This is a genomic window from Halomicrobium sp. HM KBTZ05, assembly GCF_041530035.1.
In the GTDB taxonomy this organism is placed as follows: Archaea; Halobacteriota; Halobacteria; order Halobacteriales; family Haloarculaceae; genus Halomicrobium.
This window is the reverse complement of sequence record NZ_CP168057.1, coordinates 503765-523046: the sequence shown is the minus strand read 5'-3', so window position 1 is coordinate 523046 and position 19282 is coordinate 503765. Positions and strand designations below refer to the sequence as shown.

The 19282-nt window shown below is 68.2% G+C and carries 23 protein-coding genes; 13 read left to right on the top strand and 10 right to left on the bottom strand.

Annotated features, from left to right (window positions below; genetic code table 11):
* The first annotated feature begins 60 nt into the window (after window positions 1-60).
* The 5 genes from ACAH01_RS02780 (at window position 61) to ACAH01_RS02760 (ending at window position 5218) form a co-directional block, all read left to right on the top strand.
* Complete coding sequence (locus ACAH01_RS02780; RefSeq protein WP_372480159.1) at window positions 61-1356, top strand: MBL fold metallo-hydrolase; 1296 nt, start codon at window positions 61-63, stop codon at window positions 1354-1356.
* Window positions 1357-1437: 81 nt separating this feature from the next.
* Complete coding sequence (locus tag ACAH01_RS02775; RefSeq protein WP_372480158.1) at window positions 1438-2058, top strand: hypothetical protein; 621 nt, start codon at window positions 1438-1440, stop codon at window positions 2056-2058.
* Window positions 2055-3356 (top strand): hypothetical protein, encoded by a 1302-nt coding sequence (locus tag ACAH01_RS02770; protein ID WP_372480157.1) that lies wholly within the window; start codon window positions 2055-2057, stop codon window positions 3354-3356. The genes ACAH01_RS02775 and ACAH01_RS02770 overlap by 4 nt, the downstream gene beginning before the upstream one ends.
* A gap of 46 nt (window positions 3357-3402) precedes the next feature.
* Window positions 3403-3714, top strand: coding sequence for a cupin domain-containing protein (locus tag ACAH01_RS02765; RefSeq protein WP_372480156.1), 312 nt, complete (start codon window positions 3403-3405; stop codon window positions 3712-3714).
* Between the two features lie 61 nt (window positions 3715-3775).
* Entirely contained in the window at window positions 3776-5218 is a 1443-nt protein-coding gene (locus ACAH01_RS02760) for an FAD-dependent oxidoreductase (RefSeq protein WP_372480155.1), read from the top strand.
* Here the strand turns inward: ACAH01_RS02760 and ACAH01_RS02755 are convergent.
* On the bottom strand, window positions 5212-5730 hold the full coding sequence (locus ACAH01_RS02755; protein ID WP_372480154.1) for a Rieske (2Fe-2S) protein: 519 nt from the start codon (window positions 5728-5730) through the stop codon (window positions 5212-5214). The two genes, ACAH01_RS02760 and ACAH01_RS02755, sit on opposite strands and share 7 nt — an antisense overlap.
* 88 nt (window positions 5731-5818) lie before the next feature.
* On the opposite strand from ACAH01_RS02755, the gene ACAH01_RS02750 reads away from it, so the two are divergent.
* Window positions 5819-5983, top strand: a complete 165-nt coding sequence (locus ACAH01_RS02750) for a hypothetical protein (protein ID WP_170092654.1) — start codon at window positions 5819-5821, stop codon at window positions 5981-5983.
* Window positions 5984-6060: 77 nt separating this feature from the next.
* Here the strand turns inward: ACAH01_RS02750 and ACAH01_RS02745 are convergent, their stop codons facing one another.
* The 4 genes from ACAH01_RS02745 to ACAH01_RS02730 all read right to left on the bottom strand — a co-directional run bounded on the left by ACAH01_RS02745 (window position 6061) and on the right by ACAH01_RS02730 (window position 7534).
* Window positions 6061-6438 carry a metal-dependent transcriptional regulator gene (locus ACAH01_RS02745; protein ID WP_206039095.1) on the bottom strand — a complete coding sequence of 126 codons (378 nt, stop codon included), beginning with the start codon at window positions 6436-6438 and terminating at the stop codon, window positions 6061-6063.
* A gap of 5 nt (window positions 6439-6443) precedes the next feature.
* Window positions 6444-6605, bottom strand: coding sequence for a hypothetical protein (locus ACAH01_RS02740; protein WP_170092655.1), 162 nt, complete (start codon window positions 6603-6605; stop codon window positions 6444-6446).
* A gap of 128 nt (window positions 6606-6733) precedes the next feature.
* Complete coding sequence (gene dpsA / locus ACAH01_RS02735; protein WP_372480153.1) at window positions 6734-7282, bottom strand: DNA starvation/stationary phase protection protein DpsA; 549 nt, start codon at window positions 7280-7282, stop codon at window positions 6734-6736.
* 90 nt (window positions 7283-7372) lie between these two features.
* Window positions 7373-7534 carry a ribbon-helix-helix protein, CopG family gene (locus ACAH01_RS02730; RefSeq protein WP_170092657.1) on the bottom strand — a complete coding sequence of 54 codons (162 nt, stop codon included), beginning with the start codon at window positions 7532-7534 and terminating at the stop codon, window positions 7373-7375.
* A 137-nt stretch (window positions 7535-7671) separates the two neighbouring features.
* Between ACAH01_RS02730 and ACAH01_RS02725 the strand changes: the two genes are divergently transcribed.
* Window positions 7672-8079: a hypothetical protein gene (locus ACAH01_RS02725; RefSeq protein WP_372480152.1), complete on the top strand. Its 408-nt coding sequence runs from the start codon at window positions 7672-7674 to the stop codon at window positions 8077-8079.
* An 11-nt stretch (window positions 8080-8090) separates the two neighbouring features.
* Here the strand turns inward: ACAH01_RS02725 and ACAH01_RS02720 are convergent, their stop codons facing one another.
* Together ACAH01_RS02720 and ACAH01_RS02715 are read right to left on the bottom strand one after the other, a co-directional pair.
* Window positions 8091-8819: an FAD-dependent oxidoreductase gene (locus tag ACAH01_RS02720; protein ID WP_372480151.1), complete on the bottom strand. Its 729-nt coding sequence runs from the start codon at window positions 8817-8819 to the stop codon at window positions 8091-8093.
* Window positions 8820-8909: 90 nt separating this feature from the next.
* A complete protein-coding gene (locus ACAH01_RS02715) occupies window positions 8910-10127 on the bottom strand; it encodes an ABC transporter substrate-binding protein (RefSeq protein WP_372480150.1) in 1218 nt (405 codons plus the stop codon).
* Between the two features lie 101 nt (window positions 10128-10228).
* Between ACAH01_RS02715 and ACAH01_RS02710 the strand changes: the two genes are divergently transcribed.
* The 3 genes from ACAH01_RS02710 to ACAH01_RS02700 all read left to right on the top strand — a co-directional run bounded on the left by ACAH01_RS02710 (window position 10229) and on the right by ACAH01_RS02700 (window position 13521).
* Entirely contained in the window at window positions 10229-11338 is a 1110-nt protein-coding gene (locus ACAH01_RS02710) for an iron ABC transporter permease (protein ID WP_170092661.1), read from the top strand.
* Entirely contained in the window at window positions 11338-12192 is an 855-nt protein-coding gene (locus ACAH01_RS02705; protein WP_170092662.1) for an ABC transporter ATP-binding protein, read from the top strand. Before ACAH01_RS02710 ends, ACAH01_RS02705 begins: the two co-directional genes overlap by 1 nt.
* Before the next feature lie 129 nt (window positions 12193-12321).
* Window positions 12322-13521: an ABC transporter substrate-binding protein gene (locus tag ACAH01_RS02700; protein WP_372480149.1), complete on the top strand. Its 1200-nt coding sequence runs from the start codon at window positions 12322-12324 to the stop codon at window positions 13519-13521.
* Window positions 13522-13537: 16 nt separating this feature from the next.
* Here ACAH01_RS02700 and ACAH01_RS02695 read toward each other — a convergent pair whose 3' ends face one another.
* Window positions 13538-14485 (bottom strand): oxidoreductase, encoded by a 948-nt coding sequence (locus ACAH01_RS02695; protein ID WP_372480148.1) that lies wholly within the window; start codon window positions 14483-14485, stop codon window positions 13538-13540.
* Window positions 14486-14649: 164 nt separating this feature from the next.
* Between ACAH01_RS02695 and ACAH01_RS02690 the strand changes: the two genes are divergently transcribed.
* The gene (locus tag ACAH01_RS02690; protein WP_206039096.1) at window positions 14650-14901 is read left to right on the top strand and encodes a translation initiation factor eIF-1A; all 252 of its coding nucleotides are present in this window, start codon (window positions 14650-14652) and stop codon (window positions 14899-14901) included.
* Between the two features lie 103 nt (window positions 14902-15004).
* On the opposite strand, the gene ACAH01_RS02685 is transcribed toward ACAH01_RS02690, so the two are convergent.
* Both ACAH01_RS02685 and thiE read right to left on the bottom strand, forming a co-directional pair.
* On the bottom strand, window positions 15005-16939 hold the full coding sequence (locus ACAH01_RS02685; RefSeq protein ID WP_372480147.1) for an ABC transporter ATP-binding protein: 1935 nt from the start codon (window positions 16937-16939) through the stop codon (window positions 15005-15007).
* Window positions 16940-17053: 114 nt separating this feature from the next.
* Window positions 17054-17689: a thiamine phosphate synthase gene (gene thiE / locus ACAH01_RS02680; protein WP_372480146.1), complete on the bottom strand. Its 636-nt coding sequence runs from the start codon at window positions 17687-17689 to the stop codon at window positions 17054-17056.
* 109 nt (window positions 17690-17798) lie between these two features.
* On the opposite strand from thiE, the gene ACAH01_RS02675 reads away from it, so the two are divergent.
* Together ACAH01_RS02675 and ACAH01_RS02670 are read left to right on the top strand one after the other, a co-directional pair.
* Window positions 17799-18740, top strand: coding sequence for an AEC family transporter (locus tag ACAH01_RS02675; protein WP_372480145.1), 942 nt, complete (start codon window positions 17799-17801; stop codon window positions 18738-18740).
* A 97-nt stretch (window positions 18741-18837) separates the two neighbouring features.
* Window positions 18838-19218: a hypothetical protein gene (locus tag ACAH01_RS02670; RefSeq protein WP_153554537.1), complete on the top strand. Its 381-nt coding sequence runs from the start codon at window positions 18838-18840 to the stop codon at window positions 19216-19218.
* The last annotated feature ends 64 nt before the right edge of the window (window positions 19219-19282 follow it).

Sequence of the window (19282 nt, the reverse complement as noted above, 5' to 3'; positions counted from 1 at the left end):
CCGCGGGGTCGGGTGCGCGGATCGATGGAGGGAAAGCGCCAGCGGCGTGAGGATTGATCGATGCAGGTCGAGTTTCTGGGCGGAGCCGGCGAGATCGGTCGCAGTGCCGTGTTGATCGACGACTCGCTGTTGCTGGACTACGGCATGGCCAGCGAGTCGCCCCCGCAGTACCCCGTCGGCGACGTGGACCCGGACGCCGTCGTCGTCTCGCACGGCCACCTCGACCACGTCGGCGCGGTGCCGGCGCTGCTCTCGGGGACCGAACAGCCCCCCGTCCACTGGACGCCACCGACCCGAGAGCTCGCGCTGACGCTGGCTGAAGACACGCTCAAGCTACACGGCGGGAGCCCGCGGTGCCCCTTCACCGAGAACGACGTGCGCCGGATCGGCGAGGTCTCTGCGACCCACGGCTACCGCGAGCCGTTCGAGGCGGCCGGTTACGAGGTGACGTTCTACGACGCCGGCCACATCCCCGGGAGCGCACACGTCCTCGTGGAAGATGGTGAGACGCGCCTCCTCTATACCGGGGACTTCCACACGGACGAGCGTCGAGGCGGCGACGCCGCCTCGGGCCGCGCGAACGGGCGCGAAGCGCCCGTGAGCGGACAGCGCCTCGTCCCGGCGACGACCGACCGCCCCGACGCCGACGCCGTGATCTGTGAGTCCACGTACTCGGACGTGAGCCACGAGGATCGGGGCGACGTGGAAGCGTCCTTCGTCGAGACGCTGCGCACGACCGTCTGGCAGGGCGGGACCGTCGTCGTCCCTGCCTTCGCCATCGGCCGCACACAGGAGATCATGCTCGTCTGTGCGGCCCACGACATCGACTGTTACGTCGACGGGATGGGCCAGCGGGTCATCGAGCAGTTGCGCCACCACCCCGCGTTCCTCCGGGACGCCGACGCCTTCCGCGACGCGGTCTCGAACGCCCGCTTCGTCGACGGCCGGGACGGCCAGCGCCGACGGATCGCCGACCAGAACGCCGTCGTCGTCACCACGAGCGGGATGCTCTCGGGCGGGCCGGCGATGACCTACGTCCCGGCGATCGCCGACCAGCCGGTCAACACGATCGCGATGACCGGCTACCAGGTCGAGGGGACGCCGGGCAGGGACCTCCTCGAAACCGGCAGCGCCGAGATCGACGGCCGCGTGATGCCCGTCAGCGCGCAGGTCGAGGCGTACGACTTCTCTGCCCACGCCGACCGCGAGGGGCTCCTGTCGTTCCTCGACGCGTACCGAGACAGCCGGCTGCTGATCAACCACGGGGACCGCTGTGAGTCGTTCGCCCGAGAGCTGCGAGCCGAGGGCCACGACGCCAGTGCGCCGACGCTGGGCGAGACGGTGACGCTGTCCTGACAGCGCCGGTGAGGCGACGGCCAGCGCAGTCCGGAGTGGGCGTCCCCAAGACGTTTGTGAGGTGTGGTCGGAGGAGAGAACATGGTCGAGCCCTCCCGCCGCGAGTGTCTCGCGGCGATCGCAGGCGGTACTGTCGCGGCGCTCGCTGGCTGCCAGTGGAACGCGGAGACGAGCGACGAACAGCCCGGCGACGGCCGAGAGCGAGTGACGGAGTACGAGGTGGCGTCGGTCCGCAATCCGGACGGGAAAGCGCTGTTCACCGAAGGCGAGACGCTCCCGACGCCGAGAGAGACCGACGATCGGTCGCGGGTGTACAGGCACACCTATCTCACCAGCGGCGACGACCTCGACGACGTGACGTTCGCGGAGACGAGCGAGGCACGCACGCTGGCGTCGTTCGCCGAGGCGACGGCGCTGGACGGCGAGGAGTCGGTGTACCTCTTCACGACGGCGATTCGAGCGTGCTCCGAGGTCCGTCTCCAGTGGGTCGAAGTCGACACCAGCGGGCCGTCGGCGCAGTTCTGCCAGACGCTGCGACCCGCCGACGTGGAGTGTCGGGCCACGGCCTACGAGACGACGGGGTTCGCGATCAGGTTCCCGTTTGCCGGCGATCGATTCTCCGGTCACGGCGCGGGCACGAGCAGCAGTTGCGGCCGGCCACCGCGTCCGGAGCCGTTCGATCCCACGGAGGGAGCGCCATGACCCGGCTCAGTCGCCGTCGGTTCCTGACGGCGATCGGGGTCGGAACAAGCGCGCTGGCGGGCTGCTCGGCGCTCCCGTCGAACGGGGACGACGAACCGGAGATCGACGACGACGCGATCGCGCGGGCGATTCGAGAACGCGAAGCGCCGTCGGTGCCGGCCACGAATCCGCTGTCCGTCCCGAGCAGTGCGATCGAGCACCACCGGACAGCGGCGCGTGAGACGCTAGAGCGCGTACCGCCGGAGCTGTCCGTGCCCAACGGCGCGATAACCGAGAAGCTGCGCGAGCAGCGAGCGCGAGTCGCGACGGAGCTGGATTCGTCGGCCGAGGGAGCGCCCCGAGAGCGCCTGGCGACGTGGCGCGACCGTCGTGGGGACGCCGTCAACGTCCGGCGAGCGTACGAAGCGGCGAGCGGCGACGCCGACCGCGGGGCGTATCGCGATCGGTACGACGAGGTCCGGGCCGAGCGTGCGGCCGTCGAAGCGAGTCTCGACTATCGAGCGCCGGACCCCGTCGCTGCGACGGTCGGGTTCGGGACCGTCGAGTCACTGCTCGACACGGCACACGAGCGGCTCGGCCCGCGCTCGCCGTTCGCCGAACCGCCACAGGCCGCCGTCTTCGCCGTCGGCGACCGCTGGGAGGCCGTCGAGACGGCCGGGATCGAGACCGCCGACGCGCGTCGGCTACGAGACGCCTTCGTCGACGCCACGGACGGCACCGCCTGGCGGTCCCACCTGGCGGCGGCGAGCGAGCGCCTCGACTACTCCGTTCGGGCGACCCGAGATCGGGTCGCGGAGTACGTCGACGCCGAAGCGTCGGTGCTGGACGCCGACGCCGCCACAGAGCCGCCGACCCGGCATCTGTTTCGGCAGGCGTCCGACGCCGTCGACTGGCGCACGGAGCACGCGGACCAGGCCCGCGATCGCCACGACTACGCGACGGCCGTGATCGAGTCGGGGCGCGGGCTGGTCGCAGCAGAGGCGCTGGACCGGGTCGTCACGGAGATCGAGAGCGGCGAGTACCGGACGGCAGTGACCGAGGAGACGGTCCAGTCGGCCCACGCGTCGGCCGTGAGTGCCGTCGAGGACGCCGTCGCCGCGACGCCACGGCCGCTTGCCGTCGCACTGGCGACGCCCGCCATCGAGGTGCTCTCTGGCGTCCGGCGGCGGCTCGACCGGTCGCCGTCCAGAGTCGCGCCCGAGCGGCTGCAGCCGAGACTGGACAGCGTCGTCCGGTACGCTCGTGTCGTACCCGACGCGACGGCGTTCGTCGCGGAGCGACTCGCAGTCGAGGGGTGACCGACGGGACGAAACGAATTTCCGGCGGCCGGGTCGACGGGCGGACATGCGACAGGCCCACCTCGACTTCGAGCAGTACTTCTCGATCGCGATGGAGACCGACGAGGCCCAGGCCGCCGAGATGACCGTCGAGCCGGGCCGAACCGTCGGTGGCCCGGAGAACGTCCACGCCGACAGCGACCAGTGGTGCTACGTCGTCGCGGGCACGGGCGTCGCGACCGTCGACGGCGCGGACAATCGGATCGAGGCCGGCGACCTGCTCCTGATCGAGGCCGGCGAGGCCCACGCGATCGAGAACGACGGCGACGAGCCGCTGCGGACGGTCACCTTCTACACGCCGCCCCGATCCGATCGGTGAGTCCACAGGAGTTGCTCGACCGCACCCCGTTGCTAAGGCGGTGGCCGTCGAACCTCGAACCATGCCAGATCCGTTCGTCGCGATCGGTGGCGACGCAGCCGGCCTAAGCGCCGCCAGCAAGTGCAAGCGCGAACAGCCAGAGCGGGACGTGATCGTCTTCGAGAAGGGGTCGTGGGTGTCCTATTCGCACTGCGGGATGCCCTACTTCGTGAAAGGCGAGGTCGAACGGCTGGACGAGCTGCTGTCGCTGTCGCCCGCGGAGATCCGGGAGCGCGGGATCGACCTCCGCCGAGGGCACGAGGTCGTGGCGATCGACAGCGACGAACGCGTCCTCACCGTCGAGACGAGCGCGGGCGACCGTCTCGAACAGCCCTACGGCGACCTCCTGATCGGGACCGGCGCGCGTGCGGTCACGACGCCGATCGAGGGGAGCGGTCTCGACGGCGTCCACACGATGCACGGGCTGGACTCGGCCGCGGCCGTCCGTGCGCACCTGCTCGATCCGGCGGTCGACGCCGTCGCCGACGTGGGCGGCGAGGAGTTCGTCGACCGGGAACTGGTCGAGCGCTACGCCGCGTTCGAGCCCCCCGAGACCATGGCGATCGTCGGCGGGGGCTACGTCGGCATCGAGATGGCAGAGGCGTTCAGCGCCCACGGGCTGGACGTTCACCTCTTCCAGCGTGGCGAGCACGTCCTCCCGCCCTTCGGCGAAGCGGTCGCCGAGGTCGTCGAGGCAGAACTCGCCGCCGAGGGCGTCACGCTCCACCTCGGCGAGGAGGTCCAGCGCCTCGACGGCGACGACGGCCGAGTCGAGCGCCTCGTCTGTGCCGGCGGCGCGTCGCTGGCGATCGATCTGGTGCTCGTGGGCATCGGGATCCGCCCCAACACGGACCTCCTCGCCGACACGCCGATCGAGACCGGCGTCGCCGACGCCGTCGCGGTCGACGACTACGGCCGGACGAACGTCGGCGGCGTCTACGCGGCGGGCGACTGTGCGACGATGCGCCACGCGGTCACCGGCGAGCACGACTGGGTGCCGCTGGGCCTGACTGCGAACCGGGCGGGGCGAGCGATCGGCGCGACCGTCGCAGGCGACCCGACGCCGGTGGGCGACATCGCGGGGACCGCCGTCGTCAAGGCCTTCGAGCAGGAGTGTGGCCGGACCGGCCTCGTCGATCACGAAGCGGCCAGCGACGCCGGTTTCGATCCGGTCAGCGAGACGATCACCGCCGGCTCGCGGTCGGGTTACTACCCCGGCGGGGCCGAGACGACGGTGACGCTGGTCGCCGACCGGGACAGCGGCCGTCTGCTGGGCGGGACCATCGTCGGCACCGACCGCGCGGCGATCCGGATCGACATCGTCGCGATGGCGCTGGAACAGGACGCGACCGTGGGAGAACTGGAGCGGTCCGACCTGGCCTACGCGCCGCCGTTCTCGCCCGTCTGGGACCCCGTCCTGACGGCCGCGAAGGTGCTCAGTTCGTCGGTCGAAGAGCGCTACTGACCGAGCACGCGGGCCGACTCGAACCGGTCGTCGGTCAGGTAGACCGCGTCGTCGTCGACCGCGACGGCGACCGCGTCGAGCGCGTCGCCGGCACAGGGACCGTGCGTACACGTCCCCTCGCCGCCGGAGAACTGCGCACCGTGTTTGTGACAGACGAGATCGTCGCCGCGGACGATCGCGCCGGTCCCCGGATCGAGCGGGACCGCCGGTCGGTGGGGACAGGAGTTGCGCCAGGCGACGACCGCGTCGTCGATCCGCCGCAGGATGCAGTCGACGCCGTGGGACGGGCCGCGGGCCTCGAACCGAATGGTCGAGTCCGACGGGACCGCGTCGAGGTCGACGATCCGTCTGGGGTCGTCTCCGACTACCGGGCCGTCGTCGTCCGACGCGCTCTCACCGAGGTCGAATCGGGCGGTCGCGTCGCCGGCCGAGAGCGCGCACTCGCCGTCCGAGAACAGCGCCGTCTCGGTCTCGCCGTCGTGTTCGACCGTCACACGGAACCGGTCACTCATCGCCCACACTCGATTCGGCTAGCCTAAAAGATTGCCGATCGGCGGGAGCGTCGTAACGGTGTAGTGTCGTCGGGTCGAGTGACTACGTATGGACTCCGAAGACGTCGCCGTCGACGTGGAAGTCGAGGTAGAACTGGACACGGCCGAACTCGAAGCCGAGATCGAGGACGCGACCGAGTACGAGGCGACTCTCGAAGGCGACGGCATCGAGATCGAACTGGAGGCAGCAGTCGAGTTCACCGGCGAGGACTGATCGGCGAGGCGAGACCGTCGCTCGCACCGTCTGCGTCGGGCTGACAAACGGTAATTGCGGCAGCACTCGCCGCCGTGTCACTGGGCCGGGACGCTCTCGTCGCCGTCCAGCAGGAGGTCGTCGAGTCGGTCGGCGACGATGGGACTGACCGTGTCGACGACCTCGCGGGCCTCTCGTTCCGGAGCGTCCAGTTCGAGCACCTCCTCGAAGAACGCCGACAGCGTCCGGTAGGTGTCGTACAGCTCGGTCGCCCGCTCGCGCCCGCGATCGGTCAGCGTGACGCCCTCGTACGGTTCGTAGTCGACGAGTCCGTCGTCTGCGAGGCGCTGGAGCATCTCCGTGGTTGCCGACGGAGAGCGACCCATCGTCCGTGCCACGGTGCCCGGCTCGACCGGCGGTCCGTCGGTCCGTTCTCGATCGTAGACGACGACCAGGTACTGAGCGACGCGCTCCATCGGGCTCAGCGGCGCACGTCGACGACGAGGTCCGTCGCGATCCACCCCTCCGTGTTGTCCGACTCGATGAAGGTGCGCGTCCCGGGGCAGGTCTCGCACACGTCGATCGACGGGCGATCTGTCGCCGGCTCGCCCGCGCTGTCGTCGGGCGCAGTCGTCGTTGCCATACCCGTATTTTAGGCACACCTAAAATTAAAGCTTCGGGTGATCGCGGCCGCCGGCAGACGAGAGTCCCGTCGCTGTTCGACGTTTGTTTAGCCGCGCCTAAAAGTGTGGGGTGTCGGTCGCCGAACGCTTACTGCATCGCGCTCTCGGTGACGAGCGTGTCGTCTTCGAGGTAGTGTTCGATGTGGTGGACCGCGTCCTCCAGCTCGACCAGCTGCTCGCGGAGCATCTGTGCGCTGGCGTGGTCGCCGAGTCCCTCGGTGAGTTCGATGTGGCTCCGAGCGGACTCGATGATCTCGCCGTACACCTCTACGTCGTTGGCCAGCGAGATTCGGATGTCGTACACGTCCTCGTCCTCGGGCTCGACGGTCGCCTCGGATTCGAGCGTCGCGGCGCTCGCGTGCGGGACACCGCCCAGCGCCTGGACGCGCTCTGCGAGTTCGTCGGCGGCCTCCTCGGCCTCTTCTGCGGCCTCGCCGAGGAACAGGTGGAGATCGCGGAACTCGGCACCCTCGACGTTCCAGTGGTGCTTTCGGAGCTGGTGGTACAGCACGTAGACGTTCGCCAGGTCGGCGTTGAGCGCGTCGACGATCTGCTCGACTTTCTCCTGTTCGAGTCGGAGTGCTTCGCTGGCTTCGACGGTACCGGCCTGCTTCAGGGTCGACTGTTTCTGACTCATACTCAGTGGTTCGTCCCCGACCCACTTCAAACTTTTCAAAATTTTTATATTTTTTCGCACCGCCTAAACCGGGCGACGCGTCCGGCGGCGTCACTCCCCGTCGCGCTCTTTGAGCCACTCGTCCAGGAGGTCGCGGATCGCCGCCTCGCGGTTGTCGCGGTGCTCGGCGAAGGCCTTCTCGTCGATCGCGTCGAGCAGCTCCTCGTCCAGTTCGAGCTCCACGGCTTCCAGATCCAGGTACGCCTCGTCCATCGGGTGGGAGCGATGGCCCCCGCGGATAAATAGCCTCGTCAGACGACCGTCTGGCGTTCGTGTGACGCCCACCACGCGGCGAGATCGGGTCCTCGACGGGCGGAACGGTTTCGGCACCGGAGTCCGTACGGTAACATATGTCACACAGTGTCGACCGCTCCGAGCTGACAGACACCGAACGGGCGGCCTTGCACCGGCTGCAGCTGGGTGTCGAACACGTCCACCGAGGGTACGGGTCGCTGCTGGCCTGTCACCACAGCATCGGCCACGGGATGGACCACTTCGAGGCCGCCCGCGAACTGCTCTCTGAGGCGGGCCACGAGGCGTACGCCGAGGCGTTGCGAGAGGACATCCTCCCGACGGGATTCGTCGACGACCGGTGGACCTACGAACTCGTCGACGCGGCCCGGACGGGGTTCGTCGACGACGTAGCGACGCTCGAAGCGGCGATTCGGGCGGACCTCGCCGACGGCGAACGACACGTCAGCGAGCGACGGCTACAGCGCCGCTGGCGCAGGCGAGCCGAGGGCAGAGACAGAGAGTAGCGACGACGGCGTCACTCGGTGAGGCTCGGGTGCGTCTCCGGCGGCTCCGGGTGGGGCTCGGCGAGCGTCTCGCGTAGTCGCTCCCGAGCCCGTTCTTCCCGCCGACGGCGTTCGTCGGCGTCGATCTCCTCACATCCCGGCGGCAGGTCGCGACCGCGGTCGGTGAAGTAGCCTTCGGGGGCGACCCAGTCGTGGTAGAACGGCGCGTCGTCGTCGGTCAGCAGCGTCACGGCCACCTCGGCCCCGTGGCCGGCACAGACGACGGCCTGGTGGGGTTTCTCGGCCAGCCGACCGGCCGCGTAGAGGCCCTCGACGCCGGTGCGTCCGTGCTCGTCCGTGTCGACGAAGGTCTTGCCCCGGTCGAGCAGACCGACGCCGTCGATCTCGCTCAGGTAGCTCGTCTCGTTTTTCGTCGCCGCGATCACGTAGTCGCTCGTGTACCGCTCTCCGGCGTCGGTCTCGACGGTGAAGCCGTCCGACGAGTGGGTGACGGTCTCGACGGTCGCCAGCCGCCGCTGGGCTCCCGCCCGCTGGACCTGTTCGCCCAGCAGATCGAGGAACTGGCGGGCGTCGATCCCGGCGGGGAAGCCGGGGACGTTCTCCAAGTGGGCGTTGCGCCGGAGGATCGAGCCGCCAGCGTCGAGTACGAGCGTCTCGAAGTCGGCGCGAGCGGTGAAGACGCCGGCCGACAGGCCAGCGACGCCGCCGCCGACGATCAGTACGTCGTAGTGTTCGGGCATGTGTCTGGGTCGTGTTCGGAGTGAGTATAGCAGCGTCGAATCGTTCGGTCGGCTGTGGAACGTCTCGGTCGAGCACCACCGGTCGACACGTCAGCGAGTGACGATCTCGGCGACTCGCTGGCGGTCGAAGAGCCGTTCGCCCTCGGGGATCTCCGGGTAGTGGTCGCCGTCGGTGTAGGCCGGCCACTCGCCGAAGATCTCGGGGTAGAGCTGTTTGGCACCCATCTCCAGCTGGAAGAGGTTCATGATCGGCCCCTGGTAGCGCATCCCCGCCGGGTAGACGCGATCGTTCTCGACCGCCGAGAGCTGGCTGCCGGAGGCGCTGTCTTCGAGTCGCGTGCGCGTGTCGGTGATGCTGTAGTCGGGCGTCATCCCCCAGAGGTGGAGGAACACGTCCGGATCGGCTTCCAGCATCGTCTCGTAGTCGACCGTCCCCCAGAGGCCGCCCCAGTCCTGATCGGCGAAGGCGTCGGTCGCACCGAGCGGGCGCGTGTCGGCCAGCCAGTAGCCGGGCTCGTTGAGGTGGTACGTCCAGAAAGTCTCGCCGTCGCCCGAGAGGGTCGCACGCACCGCGGTCGGCCGGTCCTCGACGGGCGGGAGCTGTGACTGGATCCGCTCGACGAGATCCGTGTGGACGGCGGCCAGCGCCTCGTAGCGTTCGCGCTCTCGAAACACGTCGGCGACCGCGCCGAACAGCTCCCAGAGGTCGTAGTACTGGTAGTCGTCGTACCCTTCGGGCGGCTGGCCGTGGGTCCCGCTGTAGAAGTTCCCGAACCACGGACCCAGCTGGGTCGCGACCTCCTCGATGTCGTCTGTGTCCCAGTTGTCCTGTGTCGTGACCCACGCCGGATCGGTCAGGTGGACGTCGGCGTCGTGGGTGTACAGCCGTTCTTTCGAGAAACCGTCGGCGAGCGGGTCCGACAGCCGCTCCCAATCGAGCGAGACGCCGTCGAGGTGATGGTAGTAGTGGTTCATCGTCGTCCCGGACATCTCGGGGACGTAGACGCTCTGGACCGCGTCGCCGTGACCCAGCGCGACGGCCATATCGAGGTACTGCGGGTAGACGGTAAACACCGTCTCGGGGACGGCGTCGAACGACACCGTACCGGCCGGCGACAGCGTCGCGGTGTGACCGGCGTCGGTCGTCGTCTCCGTCCGAGTCCGAGGCTGGGCCGTGTCGTCGGGGGTCGATCCGTCGCTGCCGTCTGGTTCCGTCGCGTCGCTGCCCGCACAGCCCGCGAGAGCCGTCCCGGCGGCGATCGAACTCGCGACGAACCGTCGGCGTGTCGAGGAGTGGTCGTCTGCCATTGCTTTTCGGCTTGCCTAAAAAGATAAATGCCTTGCGAATTTTAGGCGTGCCGAATAAACCGGAACTGATACAAGTGATGTTAGGGACACCTAAAATATACATGGCCGGGACCCACCCAACCGACACGCCCACCGAGGCGGGCCACCAGCGCAGTTGGCTCACCGGCCGTCTCGCGGCCTTCTGTCTCGCCAGCGCGGCGGTCACACTGTTCGCGGGACTGCTACAGGTGAGCTTCGGCTCGTACTCGATGACGATCGCGACGGCCTGGCGCTCCGTGTTCGACCCCTCGATCGTCTTCGACCCCGCCGTCTGGAACGCCCTCCTGCTGGGCGGAGAGTTGCCCGAAATGACAAACGAATCGCTGATCGTCTGGAACATTCGCCTCCCGCGAGTGCTCGTCGCCGTCGTCACCGGCGCGACGCTCGGCGTCTCGGGTGCCATCTTCCAGGCGGTGACCCGCAACGAACTCGCCAGTCCCTACATCCTGGGCGTCAGCTCCGGCGCGGGGCTGGCCGTCCTGCTGACGCTGGTCGTGTTCAGCGGCCTCGCGCCGTTCCTGCCGCTGATCGCGGCGGCCGGCGGGACCGTCGCGTTCGCGCTCGTCTACGCGATCGCCTGGAAGGGCGGGACCAGTCCGGTCCGGCTGGTGCTTGCCGGCGTCATCGTCGGCACCGTCTTCCAGTCGCTCCAGACCGGCCTGTTCTTCTTCGCGGACGACCTCGGGGTCGTCCAGTCGGCGATCGCCTGGACGACCGGCTCGCTGACCGGCACCGACTGGGAGCAGGTGCGGCTGTCGATCGTTCCGGCGACGTTCGCGATCGTGCTCGCGCTGGCCGGCGCGCGACAGCTCAACGTCCTCCTGCTCGGCGAACGCACCGCTCAGTCGCTCGGCATGCGAGTCGAGCGGGTGCGCTTCCTGCTGTCCGGCGTCGCGATTCTCGCGGCCAGTACGGCCATCGCCGTCGCCGGCATCGTCGGCTTCGTCGGGCTGATCGTCCCCCACATCGTGCGCAACGTCGTCGGGGGCGACTACCGCCGGCTGATGATCGGTTGCCTGTTCGCCGGACCCGCGCTGATGGTCGTCGCCGACGTGGGCGCACGCCTCGCGCTGAGTCCGGTACAGGTCCCGGTCGGCGTGGTGACGGGACTGATCGGTGGCCCGTACTTCCTGTACCTGATGCGCAAACAGCAACAGATGGGTGAGATCTGATGGCGGAACTGGACGACCAGCCCGGAACGGTCCGGGAGTGGGCTACCGACGCCGACGGGGTGCCGATCGAGAGTGCGATCGTCGCCGAGGACCTCGACTTGCGCTATCCGACCAGCGAGGAAACCGTCGTCGACTGTGCCCGTCTCGACGTGCCGGAAGGCGAGGTGACGGCACTGGTCGGCCCCAACGGGAGCGGGAAGTCGACGCTGCTGAAGGCGCTGGCGAACCACCTCGAACCCGAGGCCGGGACGGTCCGACTCCACGGCGAGGACATCCAGACGTTCCAGCAGTCTCAGCTGGCGCGGGAACTGGGCGTGCTCTCCCAGGAGAACGAGTCGCCCGATTCGATCACCGTCGAAGACCTGGCCTACCACGGTCGCTACCCTCACCGAGGCTTTTTCGACGCCGTCGGCCCGGAGGATCGCCAGGCCGTCGAGCAAGCCCTGGAGCAGGCGGGCGTCGAACACCTGCGAGACACCGAACTGGGGCAGCTCTCGGGCGGCCAGAAACAACTGGCCTGGATCGCGATGGTGCTGGCCCAGCAGACCGACGTGCTCTTGCTCGACGAGCCGACGACGTTCCTCGACCTGCACCACCAGTTTCGGGTGCTGGAGACGGTCCGACAGCTCAACGAGCGCGAGGACGTGACCGTCGCCGTCGTCCTCCACGACATCGCGCAGGCCGCCCGCTTCGCCGACAACCTCGTCGCGATGCGAGACGGCCAGCTGTACGACTGGGGGCCGCCCCACGAGGTCGTCACCGAGCAGCTCCTCGCCGACGTGTTCGGCGTCGAGGCCCGCATCCAGCACGAGCCGGAGTTGCAGATCCTTCCCCAGCGGGCTCTCTCGGAATGATTGTTTTCTGATAGTAGACCAGAAAAATTCCAGAAATCGGGTCTGCACTGCTGAACGGTTCTATCTCCGGCAGCACGACACCAGTTAGGTTCGGAACCCTTTAGTATTTTTAGGCAAGCCTAAAATTCGATGACGGACGAATCACGCCGATCGCGGACGCGGCGAACCGTACTGAAAACCGGAGCGACACTGGGTGCGGCCGCGCTCGCTGGCTGTACCGAAACGACCGGCGGTGGAGACACGAGCGATAGCACGTCGACCGAGACGAACACGCCAGTCGACACCACAGACGCGGGCTCCGAGGCGACCGACACGCCCACGAAGACGGCCGCCGACACGGGCTACTCGGTCTCCATGGAGCCGGTCGGGACCGTCGAGTTCGACGCGGTCCCCGAGACCTGGGTCGCCAACAACGGCAGCTGGGCCGACATGGGGATCGCACTGGGCCAGCAGCCACCCGAAGGCGTCTGGCTGCCCGGCCGCTATCACACCCACTACTACGACGACATTCCCGGCGTCAGCGTCGACACCGACGAGATGACCGCGCTGTATCAGGACGGCGTCAGCAAAGAGCGGTTCTACGCGCTGGAGGGCGACGTACACGTCATCGACCCGAACTTCCTGCAGAACCGCTTCAAGGGCTGGGAGCAAAGCGACGTCGACGAGGTCGCCGAGACCGTCGCGCCCTTCTTCGGCAACAGCATCTTCTCCGGCGGGTACAGCTGGCACGAGGACTACCAGTACTACGACCTGTACGAGGCCTTCGAGAAGCTCGCGGCGGTGTTCCAGCAACGGGACCGCTTCGAGGCCTTCGACGCCCTGCACGAGGAGTTCCAGTCCTCGCTGGACGACATCGTTCCGCCGGAAGGCGAGCGTCCCGAAGTCGCGATCATGTGGGCCGGCAGCGACGAGCCCGAGAAGTTCTCTCCCTACCTCATCAGCCAGGGGACGAGCTTCAAGCAGTGGCGCGACCTCGGCGTCCGGGACGCGCTGGCCGAGACCGACGTACAGGACTTCCACGAGAGCCGTGGCCGGATCGACTTCGAGACGCTGTTGAAGATCGATCCCGAGAACATCATGTTCCGAGGGCAGGAAGGAAAGAGCCGCGAGGCCTTCGAGGACACCGTCGTCGCCCACATGGAGAACCACGAGGTCGCCAGCAAGCTCACCGCAGTCGAGAACGGTGACGTGTACCGCGGCGGTCCGCTGTACCAGGGGCCGATCACGAACCTCGTCCTCACCGAGCGAGCGGCCCGGCAGGTCTACGGCGTCGACGAACAGCTGTTCGACCGCCAGCGCGTCGCGGCTATCGTCAGCGGCGAGTTCTGAGACTATCGTCGCCCATTCAGGCAGTCGTCACCGCCACCTCGAAGTCGTACTCGACGCCGGTCAGGTCCTCGGAGACGTGCCAGAGTTTGCTCGCGGTCGCCGTGTTGTACGAACGGGCGCTCGAATCCTGCACCGCGGGCGCACCGCGCATGTGCAGCAGTCCACCGGGGCCGACGTACTCGCCGCCGGAGATCTCGTCGTGGGTCGCCGCGTACAGCATCGGGAGTGCGCCCTGGGCCGCCGACTGGGCGACGAGAGCGTTGGCGGCCTGTGCGATCGCAGCGCCGATCGCCCCCGCCCCCGCCTCGCCGGCCCGTCGCTGGAGGTCGCTGTCGGCGTAGCCGGGGTGACAGACCACGCTCGTCACGTCGATCCCCGCCTCGTCGGCCCGTCGGTCGAGTTCGTAGCCAAAGAGGACGTTTGCGAGCTTGCTCTGTGAGTAGGCCGACCATCGACCGTACGATCGCTCGCCCTGGAGGTCCTCGAAGTCGATCTCGCCGTTCTGGTGGGCACCGCTGGACTGAGTGACGACGCGCGCGCCGTCGGTCGCGGCGAGCGTATCCAGCAGGTGCCCGGTCAGCGCGAAGTGACCCAGGTGGTTGATCCCGAGTTGCCGTTCGAAGCCGTCGGCGGTCTCGCCGCGGGGCAGCGCCATCACGCCCGCGTTGTTACAGAGCACGTGTAGCTCGTCGTATGCAGACGTAAACGCCTCGGCGAAGTCGGCGACGGCGTCGAGGTCGGCGAGGTCACACGCCATCACGTCGAGGTCGGCGTTGGCGACGCTGCGGTCGATCTCGCGTGCCGCGCGCTCGCCGCGCTCGGTCGACCGACAGGCCATGACGACGGTCGCGCCCCGCCGGGCGAAGGCCTTCGTGGCCTCGTAGCCGATCCCGCTGTTCGCGCCCGTGACGACGACCGTTCGGTCGTCCAACGACGGCATATCGCGTGCTGTCCAGTCAGTCATCACTCGCTCTAGCGGGTCGCCACACAGAAAGGTGGTACCAAACGGCGGGAGAAGAGCGACCGCGCGCAGTCCGTGTGACACGCTACCTCGTCTCGCCGAATAGTTATCCGTCTCGGGCTCGTCTTTATGTTGTGAGCGAGAATTCCGGGCGTCGAAACCTTCGAATGCCCAACGACGACGAGCTGTTCGCCGTAGTGACAGAGCACAACGGCGGCAATCACGTACGCGTGCAGTGCGAAGACGGCAAGGAGCGCATGGGGCGGATCCCCGGCCGAATGAAGTTCCGAACGTGGATCGAGACGGACGACGTGGTCCTCGTGGAACCGTGGGACTGGCAGGACGAGAAGGCAAACATCGAGTGGCGCTACACCAGCCAGGACGCCGACCAGCTGCGCGACGAAGGCCACATTCAGTGATCTAGCCGCCCGGTCGGGCGTGCAAAGGCGATATTTCTGCACTGCAAACGACAGGTAGCGACGCGAGCGGTGGCACAAGATGTGGTCGCAGACGAGACGACGATTACTCCGAGCCAGTCTGTGCGCCCCACAGCTCCGCGTAGCGCCCGCCCTGCTGGCGAAGCGTGTCGTGGTCGCCGCGTTCGACGACCGCGCCGTCTTCCAGCACCAGGATCGTGTCGGCACCGATCACCGTCGAGAGGCGGTGGGCGACGACGAAGGTGGTTCGGTCTTCGGTCAGCGCGTCGAGACTCTCCTGGATGCGCTGTTCGGTGTCGGTGTCCACGTCGCTGGTGGCCTCGTCGAGGATGAGGACCTCGGGGTCTTGCAGGACGACGCGGGCGATGGCGATACGCTGGCGCTGGCCGCCCGAGAGCTTCACGCCGCGTTCGCCCACGCGAGTGTCGTAGCCGTCGGGGAGGCGCTGGATGAACTCGTGGGCCTCGGCGGCTTTGGCGGCCTCGCGGACCGCCTCGTCGGGCTCGTCGAAGCGGCCGTAGCGGATGTTCTCGCCGATGGTGCCGTCGAAGAGGAACGCGTCCTGCGAGACGTAGCCGACGTGCTGGCGCAGGCTCGCGAGTTCGAGGTCCCTGATGTCCCTGCCGTCGACCGCGACGCGGCCCTCGTCCACGTCGTACAGTCGCAAGAGCAGCCGACAGAGCGTCGACTTGCCAGCGCCGGTCGAGCCGACGAAGGCGACGGTCTCGCCGGGGTCGGCCTCGAAGGAGACGTTTCGGATGACGTAGTCGTCCCCCTCGTCACCGTCGAGGGCGGCGAACCCACCGTCGGTCTCGGTCTCGTCCTCGGGGACGGCGGGGCCGTGGTCGTCGGTCAACAACTCCGGATAGGAGAAGCACACGTCCTCGTAGGTGACCCGACCCTCGGGGTCGCCGAGACGCGTTGCGTCCTCGCGGTCGGTGATCCGCACCGGGATGTCGGCCAGGCCGAACACGCGGGCCGCAGAGACCTTCGCGTTCTGGATCTGGTCGACGATGTTCGAGACCTCCGCCAGCGGCGCGACGAACCGCTGGGTCATGAACACGAAGGTGACGAAGACCCCGACGCTCAACTCGCCGGTGAGCGGCCCCGGGGCGTCGAAGATGATCCAGTAGCCGCCGACGAGGAAAGTCGCGGCGAAGGAGAAGCCGGCCAACAGTTCCATCCCCGGCCGGTAGAAGTACGAGAGCTTCAGCACGTCCATCGTCGTCTCGAAGACGCCGTGTGAGGCGTCACGCACGCGGTCGACCTCGTAGTCCTCGCTGCCGGTCACCTTCGCGAGGATGACGCCAGTGATCCCGTTCTCGATGCGGGTGTTGAAGTCGGCCATCGCGGACTGGCGTGCCTCGTAGCGGGGTTCGATCACCCGCATGAACCAGACCGTGAAGCCGCCGATCAGCGGGATCGCCACGAGGGTCACCAGCGCGAGTTGCCAGTTGAGCGCGAAGAGGATCGCGGCGATGCCCAGCACCATCACGATCAGGCGCACGCCGTTCATCAGGGCGTTGTCGAGGAACAGTTCGAGGTTCTGGGAGTCGTTGCTCAGAATCGACATCACCTCGCCGGTCTGCTTGTCGTCGAAGAAGGCGGCGTCCAGCCGGAGCATCTTCTCGAAGCTATCGGAGCGGACGGAGTGCATCACGCCGTGGGCGAAGAAGTTCGCCGAGACGCCGTAGATCCAGGTGAAAAGGGCCGTCGCGAGGAAGGAGCCGGCGATCAGCGCCACCGAGAGCCAGAACTGTGCGACCTCTCCAGGGGGAATCCAGGCCTGTGGCAGGAACAACAGCGAGTACTCGCTGGTCTCCTCGCGGAACAGCGCGTCGATGGCGGTCCCGAGGACGACCGGCGGCGACAGCGAGGCCATCTGGGCCAGCAGGTTCGCGACCAGCCCGAGCACGAGCCAGCGCGTCCGCGACGTGCCGTAGTCTGCGAACAACCGCATCAGCGGCCGGTCGATCCGCGTCCGGTAGCGATCGAACGGCGTCTGCTCGTCGGTAGACATGTTCGACTGACTATCCAGTCAGGGAGTAAAATGGCGTCGGAACGGTGCCGTTGCCCCGGAGAGACTGTCCGTCGCGAACCCCATCGCTGGCGAGTCGCGTCACGAAGTGAGGCGTCACTCCCGCGCGTCGTCGACGGTCTCGGCCAGCCGTCGGGTCGCCGCCGCGGGGTCGTCGGCGGCGGTGATCGCCGTGATGACCGCGACGCCGTCGGCACCCGCCTCGACCACCGGAGCGGCGTTGTCGGGCGTGATGCCGCCGATGCCGACGACCGGGATCGAGACGGCGTCCGCGATGGCCGCGATCCGCTCGGGGCCGATGGCGTGCTCGTCGTCGTCGATGTCGTCCTTGCTCCCCGTCGCGTACACCGCGCCGACGCCCAGGTAGTCCGCACCGGCGTCCTCGGCGGCGACGGCGTCCTCGACGAACGAGACCGAGCGCCCGAGCACGGCGTCCTCGCCCAGCAGCTCCCGAGCCACCGAGAGCGGGAGGTCGTCGTCGCCGAGGTGGACGCCGTCGGCGTCGATCGCCCGGGCCAGATCGATCCGGTCGTTGACGATCAGCGGGACGCCGGCCGCGCGGGTCTGTTCGCGAACTCGACGGCCGACCGCAAGACGCTCGCGCGCAGCGAGGTCCTTCTCTCGGAGCTGGACGACATCGACGCCGCCGTCGATCGCCGCCGCGACGATCTCGGGGGTCGACCGCTCTGCGGAGTGGCTGGCCTGTGTGACGAGGTAGACGCCGTAGTCCATGTGGGTGGCGTCGCCCTCGGGAGAGTCACCACTTTCGTTTGTCCCCGAGAGGAGCGACGGCGGCGGCCGAAGATAAAGAGTCAAACGTGGCAATCGGCTGGGGCTCGATATGGACTCGCTGTGGGCACTCGGGGCCAGCGTCGACCTCGATTTGCTGGGGCGGTTCGCCTACATGCTGGCGCTGGTGGCCGCCGGCTTCGGCGCTCGCCGCCTCGGCGTGCTCACCGACGTTCGCAACGAGCGACTCGGACAAGTCGCCTTCTACGTCCTGTTGCCCGCGCTCGTCTTCACTTCGACCTACGACAAGCGACTGGGCGAGCTGCTCTCGGTCGCGCTCGTGGCTGGACTGGTCGTCGTCATCGGGACGCTGGTCGCCCTCTCGCTGGTGAGCAACCGCGGTGGCGACGACGACGTTCGCAGCGTGGCCGTGATCCAGTCGTACCACGGCAACTTCGGGTACTTCGGCGTGCCCGTCGTGGCGGCGACGCTGGGCTCGACCGCCGCGGCGACCGCGAGCATCATCCTCGGACTGGGGGCACTGATCCAGATCCCGCTGACGATCCTCGTCCTCGTCCGGGTCAACGAGACCGAGGCCGACTTCCTGGGCGAACTCCGGAATCTCGTGACGAACCCGATCTTGCTGACACTCGGCGTCGGCCTCGCCTTCGCGACGCTGCAACTGGACCTCCCGACGGCCGCGGGGACCGGGCTCGACTGGCTGTCGACGCTCGCGCTCCCGGTCGCGCTGCTCGCGGTCGGGGGCTCGCTCGACCCGCGAGGCCACGAGATTCCGCTGACCCGGACCGCAACGGTGGTCGGGCTGAAGGTGCTGGTGATGCCACTGGTCGCGTGGCTCGTGTTCTCCGGGTTCGGAGCCGACGCGCTGACGCGCAACGCCGCGCTCGTCATGTTCGGCTCACCCACCGCCGTCTCCACGTACGTCTACGCCACCGAACTCGGCGGTGACTCGGCGTTTGCCTCCGTCAACGTCTTCGCGACGACAGTCGCCTCGATCGTCTCGCTGTTCTTCCTGTTGCTGGTGATCGCGTAGCTGCCGGCGGGAGCCAGACGGAAGCACCGCGGACGGATCAGACACCGCGCACCCACCGGCCCGAAGGTATGTATGTCGTGGGCGAGGACCTTCGCACATGGTACTTTCCGGCCTCGTCGGATCGGTGGTAACGTTCCTCGTCAGCCTGCTGATCGGCGGGCTGGGCATCTACGTCGGTGCGAGAGTGATGACCGGCGACGGCGACTTCGAGCAGGCGGTGTGGACGGCGCTGTTTGCCGCACTCGGCGTGGGCGTCGTATCGCTGCTGGTCGGCTGGATCCCGCTGCTGGGCGGGCTCCTGGCGACGGTGCTCGGCTTCTTCGTCTACCTGGGCATCATCAACTGGCGCTACCCCGGCGGGTGGATCGACGCGGCCGGCATCGCGCTGATCGCGTGGCTCGCGTCGGTCCTCGTGTTGACCCTCGTCAGCCCGTTGCTGCCGGGCGGCGTCGGCGCGCTCGGCGTCGCGGGCGTCTGATCGCGCGACGAGCGGAGCGGCCCGTTGTCGCGACCCCGACACGTATCACTGCTGGGAAACAGCT

Bases quoted from the DNA above. Each gene is read 5' to 3' on its own strand.
- ACAH01_RS02780 (WP_372480159.1), top strand. From the start codon at position 61: ATGCAGGTCGAGTTTCTGGGCGGAGCCGGCGAGATCGGTCGCAGTGCC.
- ACAH01_RS02775 (WP_372480158.1), top strand. From the start codon at position 1,438: ATGGTCGAGCCCTCCCGCCGCGAGTGTCTCGCGGCGATCGCAGGCGGT.
- ACAH01_RS02770 (WP_372480157.1), top strand. From the start codon at position 2,055: ATGACCCGGCTCAGTCGCCGTCGGTTCCTGACGGCGATCGGGGTCGGA.
- ACAH01_RS02765 (WP_372480156.1), top strand. From the start codon at position 3,403: ATGCGACAGGCCCACCTCGACTTCGAGCAGTACTTCTCGATCGCGATG.
- ACAH01_RS02760 (WP_372480155.1), top strand. From the start codon at position 3,776: ATGCCAGATCCGTTCGTCGCGATCGGTGGCGACGCAGCCGGCCTAAGC.
- ACAH01_RS02755 (WP_372480154.1), bottom strand. From the start codon at position 5,730: ATGAGTGACCGGTTCCGTGTGACGGTCGAACACGACGGCGAGACCGAG.
- ACAH01_RS02750 (WP_170092654.1), top strand. From the start codon at position 5,819: ATGGACTCCGAAGACGTCGCCGTCGACGTGGAAGTCGAGGTAGAACTG.
- ACAH01_RS02745 (WP_206039095.1), bottom strand. From the start codon at position 6,438: ATGGAGCGCGTCGCTCAGTACCTGGTCGTCGTCTACGATCGAGAACGG.
- ACAH01_RS02740 (WP_170092655.1), bottom strand. From the start codon at position 6,605: ATGGCAACGACGACTGCGCCCGACGACAGCGCGGGCGAGCCGGCGACA.
- dpsA (WP_372480153.1), bottom strand. From the start codon at position 7,282: ATGAGTCAGAAACAGTCGACCCTGAAGCAGGCCGGTACCGTCGAAGCC.
- ACAH01_RS02730 (WP_170092657.1), bottom strand. From the start codon at position 7,534: ATGGACGAGGCGTACCTGGATCTGGAAGCCGTGGAGCTCGAACTGGAC.
- ACAH01_RS02725 (WP_372480152.1), top strand. From the start codon at position 7,672: ATGTCACACAGTGTCGACCGCTCCGAGCTGACAGACACCGAACGGGCG.
- ACAH01_RS02720 (WP_372480151.1), bottom strand. From the start codon at position 8,819: ATGCCCGAACACTACGACGTACTGATCGTCGGCGGCGGCGTCGCTGGC.
- ACAH01_RS02715 (WP_372480150.1), bottom strand. From the start codon at position 10,127: ATGGCAGACGACCACTCCTCGACACGCCGACGGTTCGTCGCGAGTTCG.
- ACAH01_RS02710 (WP_170092661.1), top strand. From the start codon at position 10,229: ATGGCCGGGACCCACCCAACCGACACGCCCACCGAGGCGGGCCACCAG.
- ACAH01_RS02705 (WP_170092662.1), top strand. From the start codon at position 11,338: ATGGCGGAACTGGACGACCAGCCCGGAACGGTCCGGGAGTGGGCTACC.
- ACAH01_RS02700 (WP_372480149.1), top strand. From the start codon at position 12,322: ATGACGGACGAATCACGCCGATCGCGGACGCGGCGAACCGTACTGAAA.
- ACAH01_RS02695 (WP_372480148.1), bottom strand. From the start codon at position 14,485: ATGACTGACTGGACAGCACGCGATATGCCGTCGTTGGACGACCGAACG.
- ACAH01_RS02690 (WP_206039096.1), top strand. From the start codon at position 14,650: ATGCCCAACGACGACGAGCTGTTCGCCGTAGTGACAGAGCACAACGGC.
- ACAH01_RS02685 (WP_372480147.1), bottom strand. From the start codon at position 16,939: ATGTCTACCGACGAGCAGACGCCGTTCGATCGCTACCGGACGCGGATC.
- thiE (WP_372480146.1), bottom strand. From the start codon at position 17,689: ATGGACTACGGCGTCTACCTCGTCACACAGGCCAGCCACTCCGCAGAG.
- ACAH01_RS02675 (WP_372480145.1), top strand. From the start codon at position 17,799: ATGGACTCGCTGTGGGCACTCGGGGCCAGCGTCGACCTCGATTTGCTG.
- ACAH01_RS02670 (WP_153554537.1), top strand. From the start codon at position 18,838: ATGGTACTTTCCGGCCTCGTCGGATCGGTGGTAACGTTCCTCGTCAGC.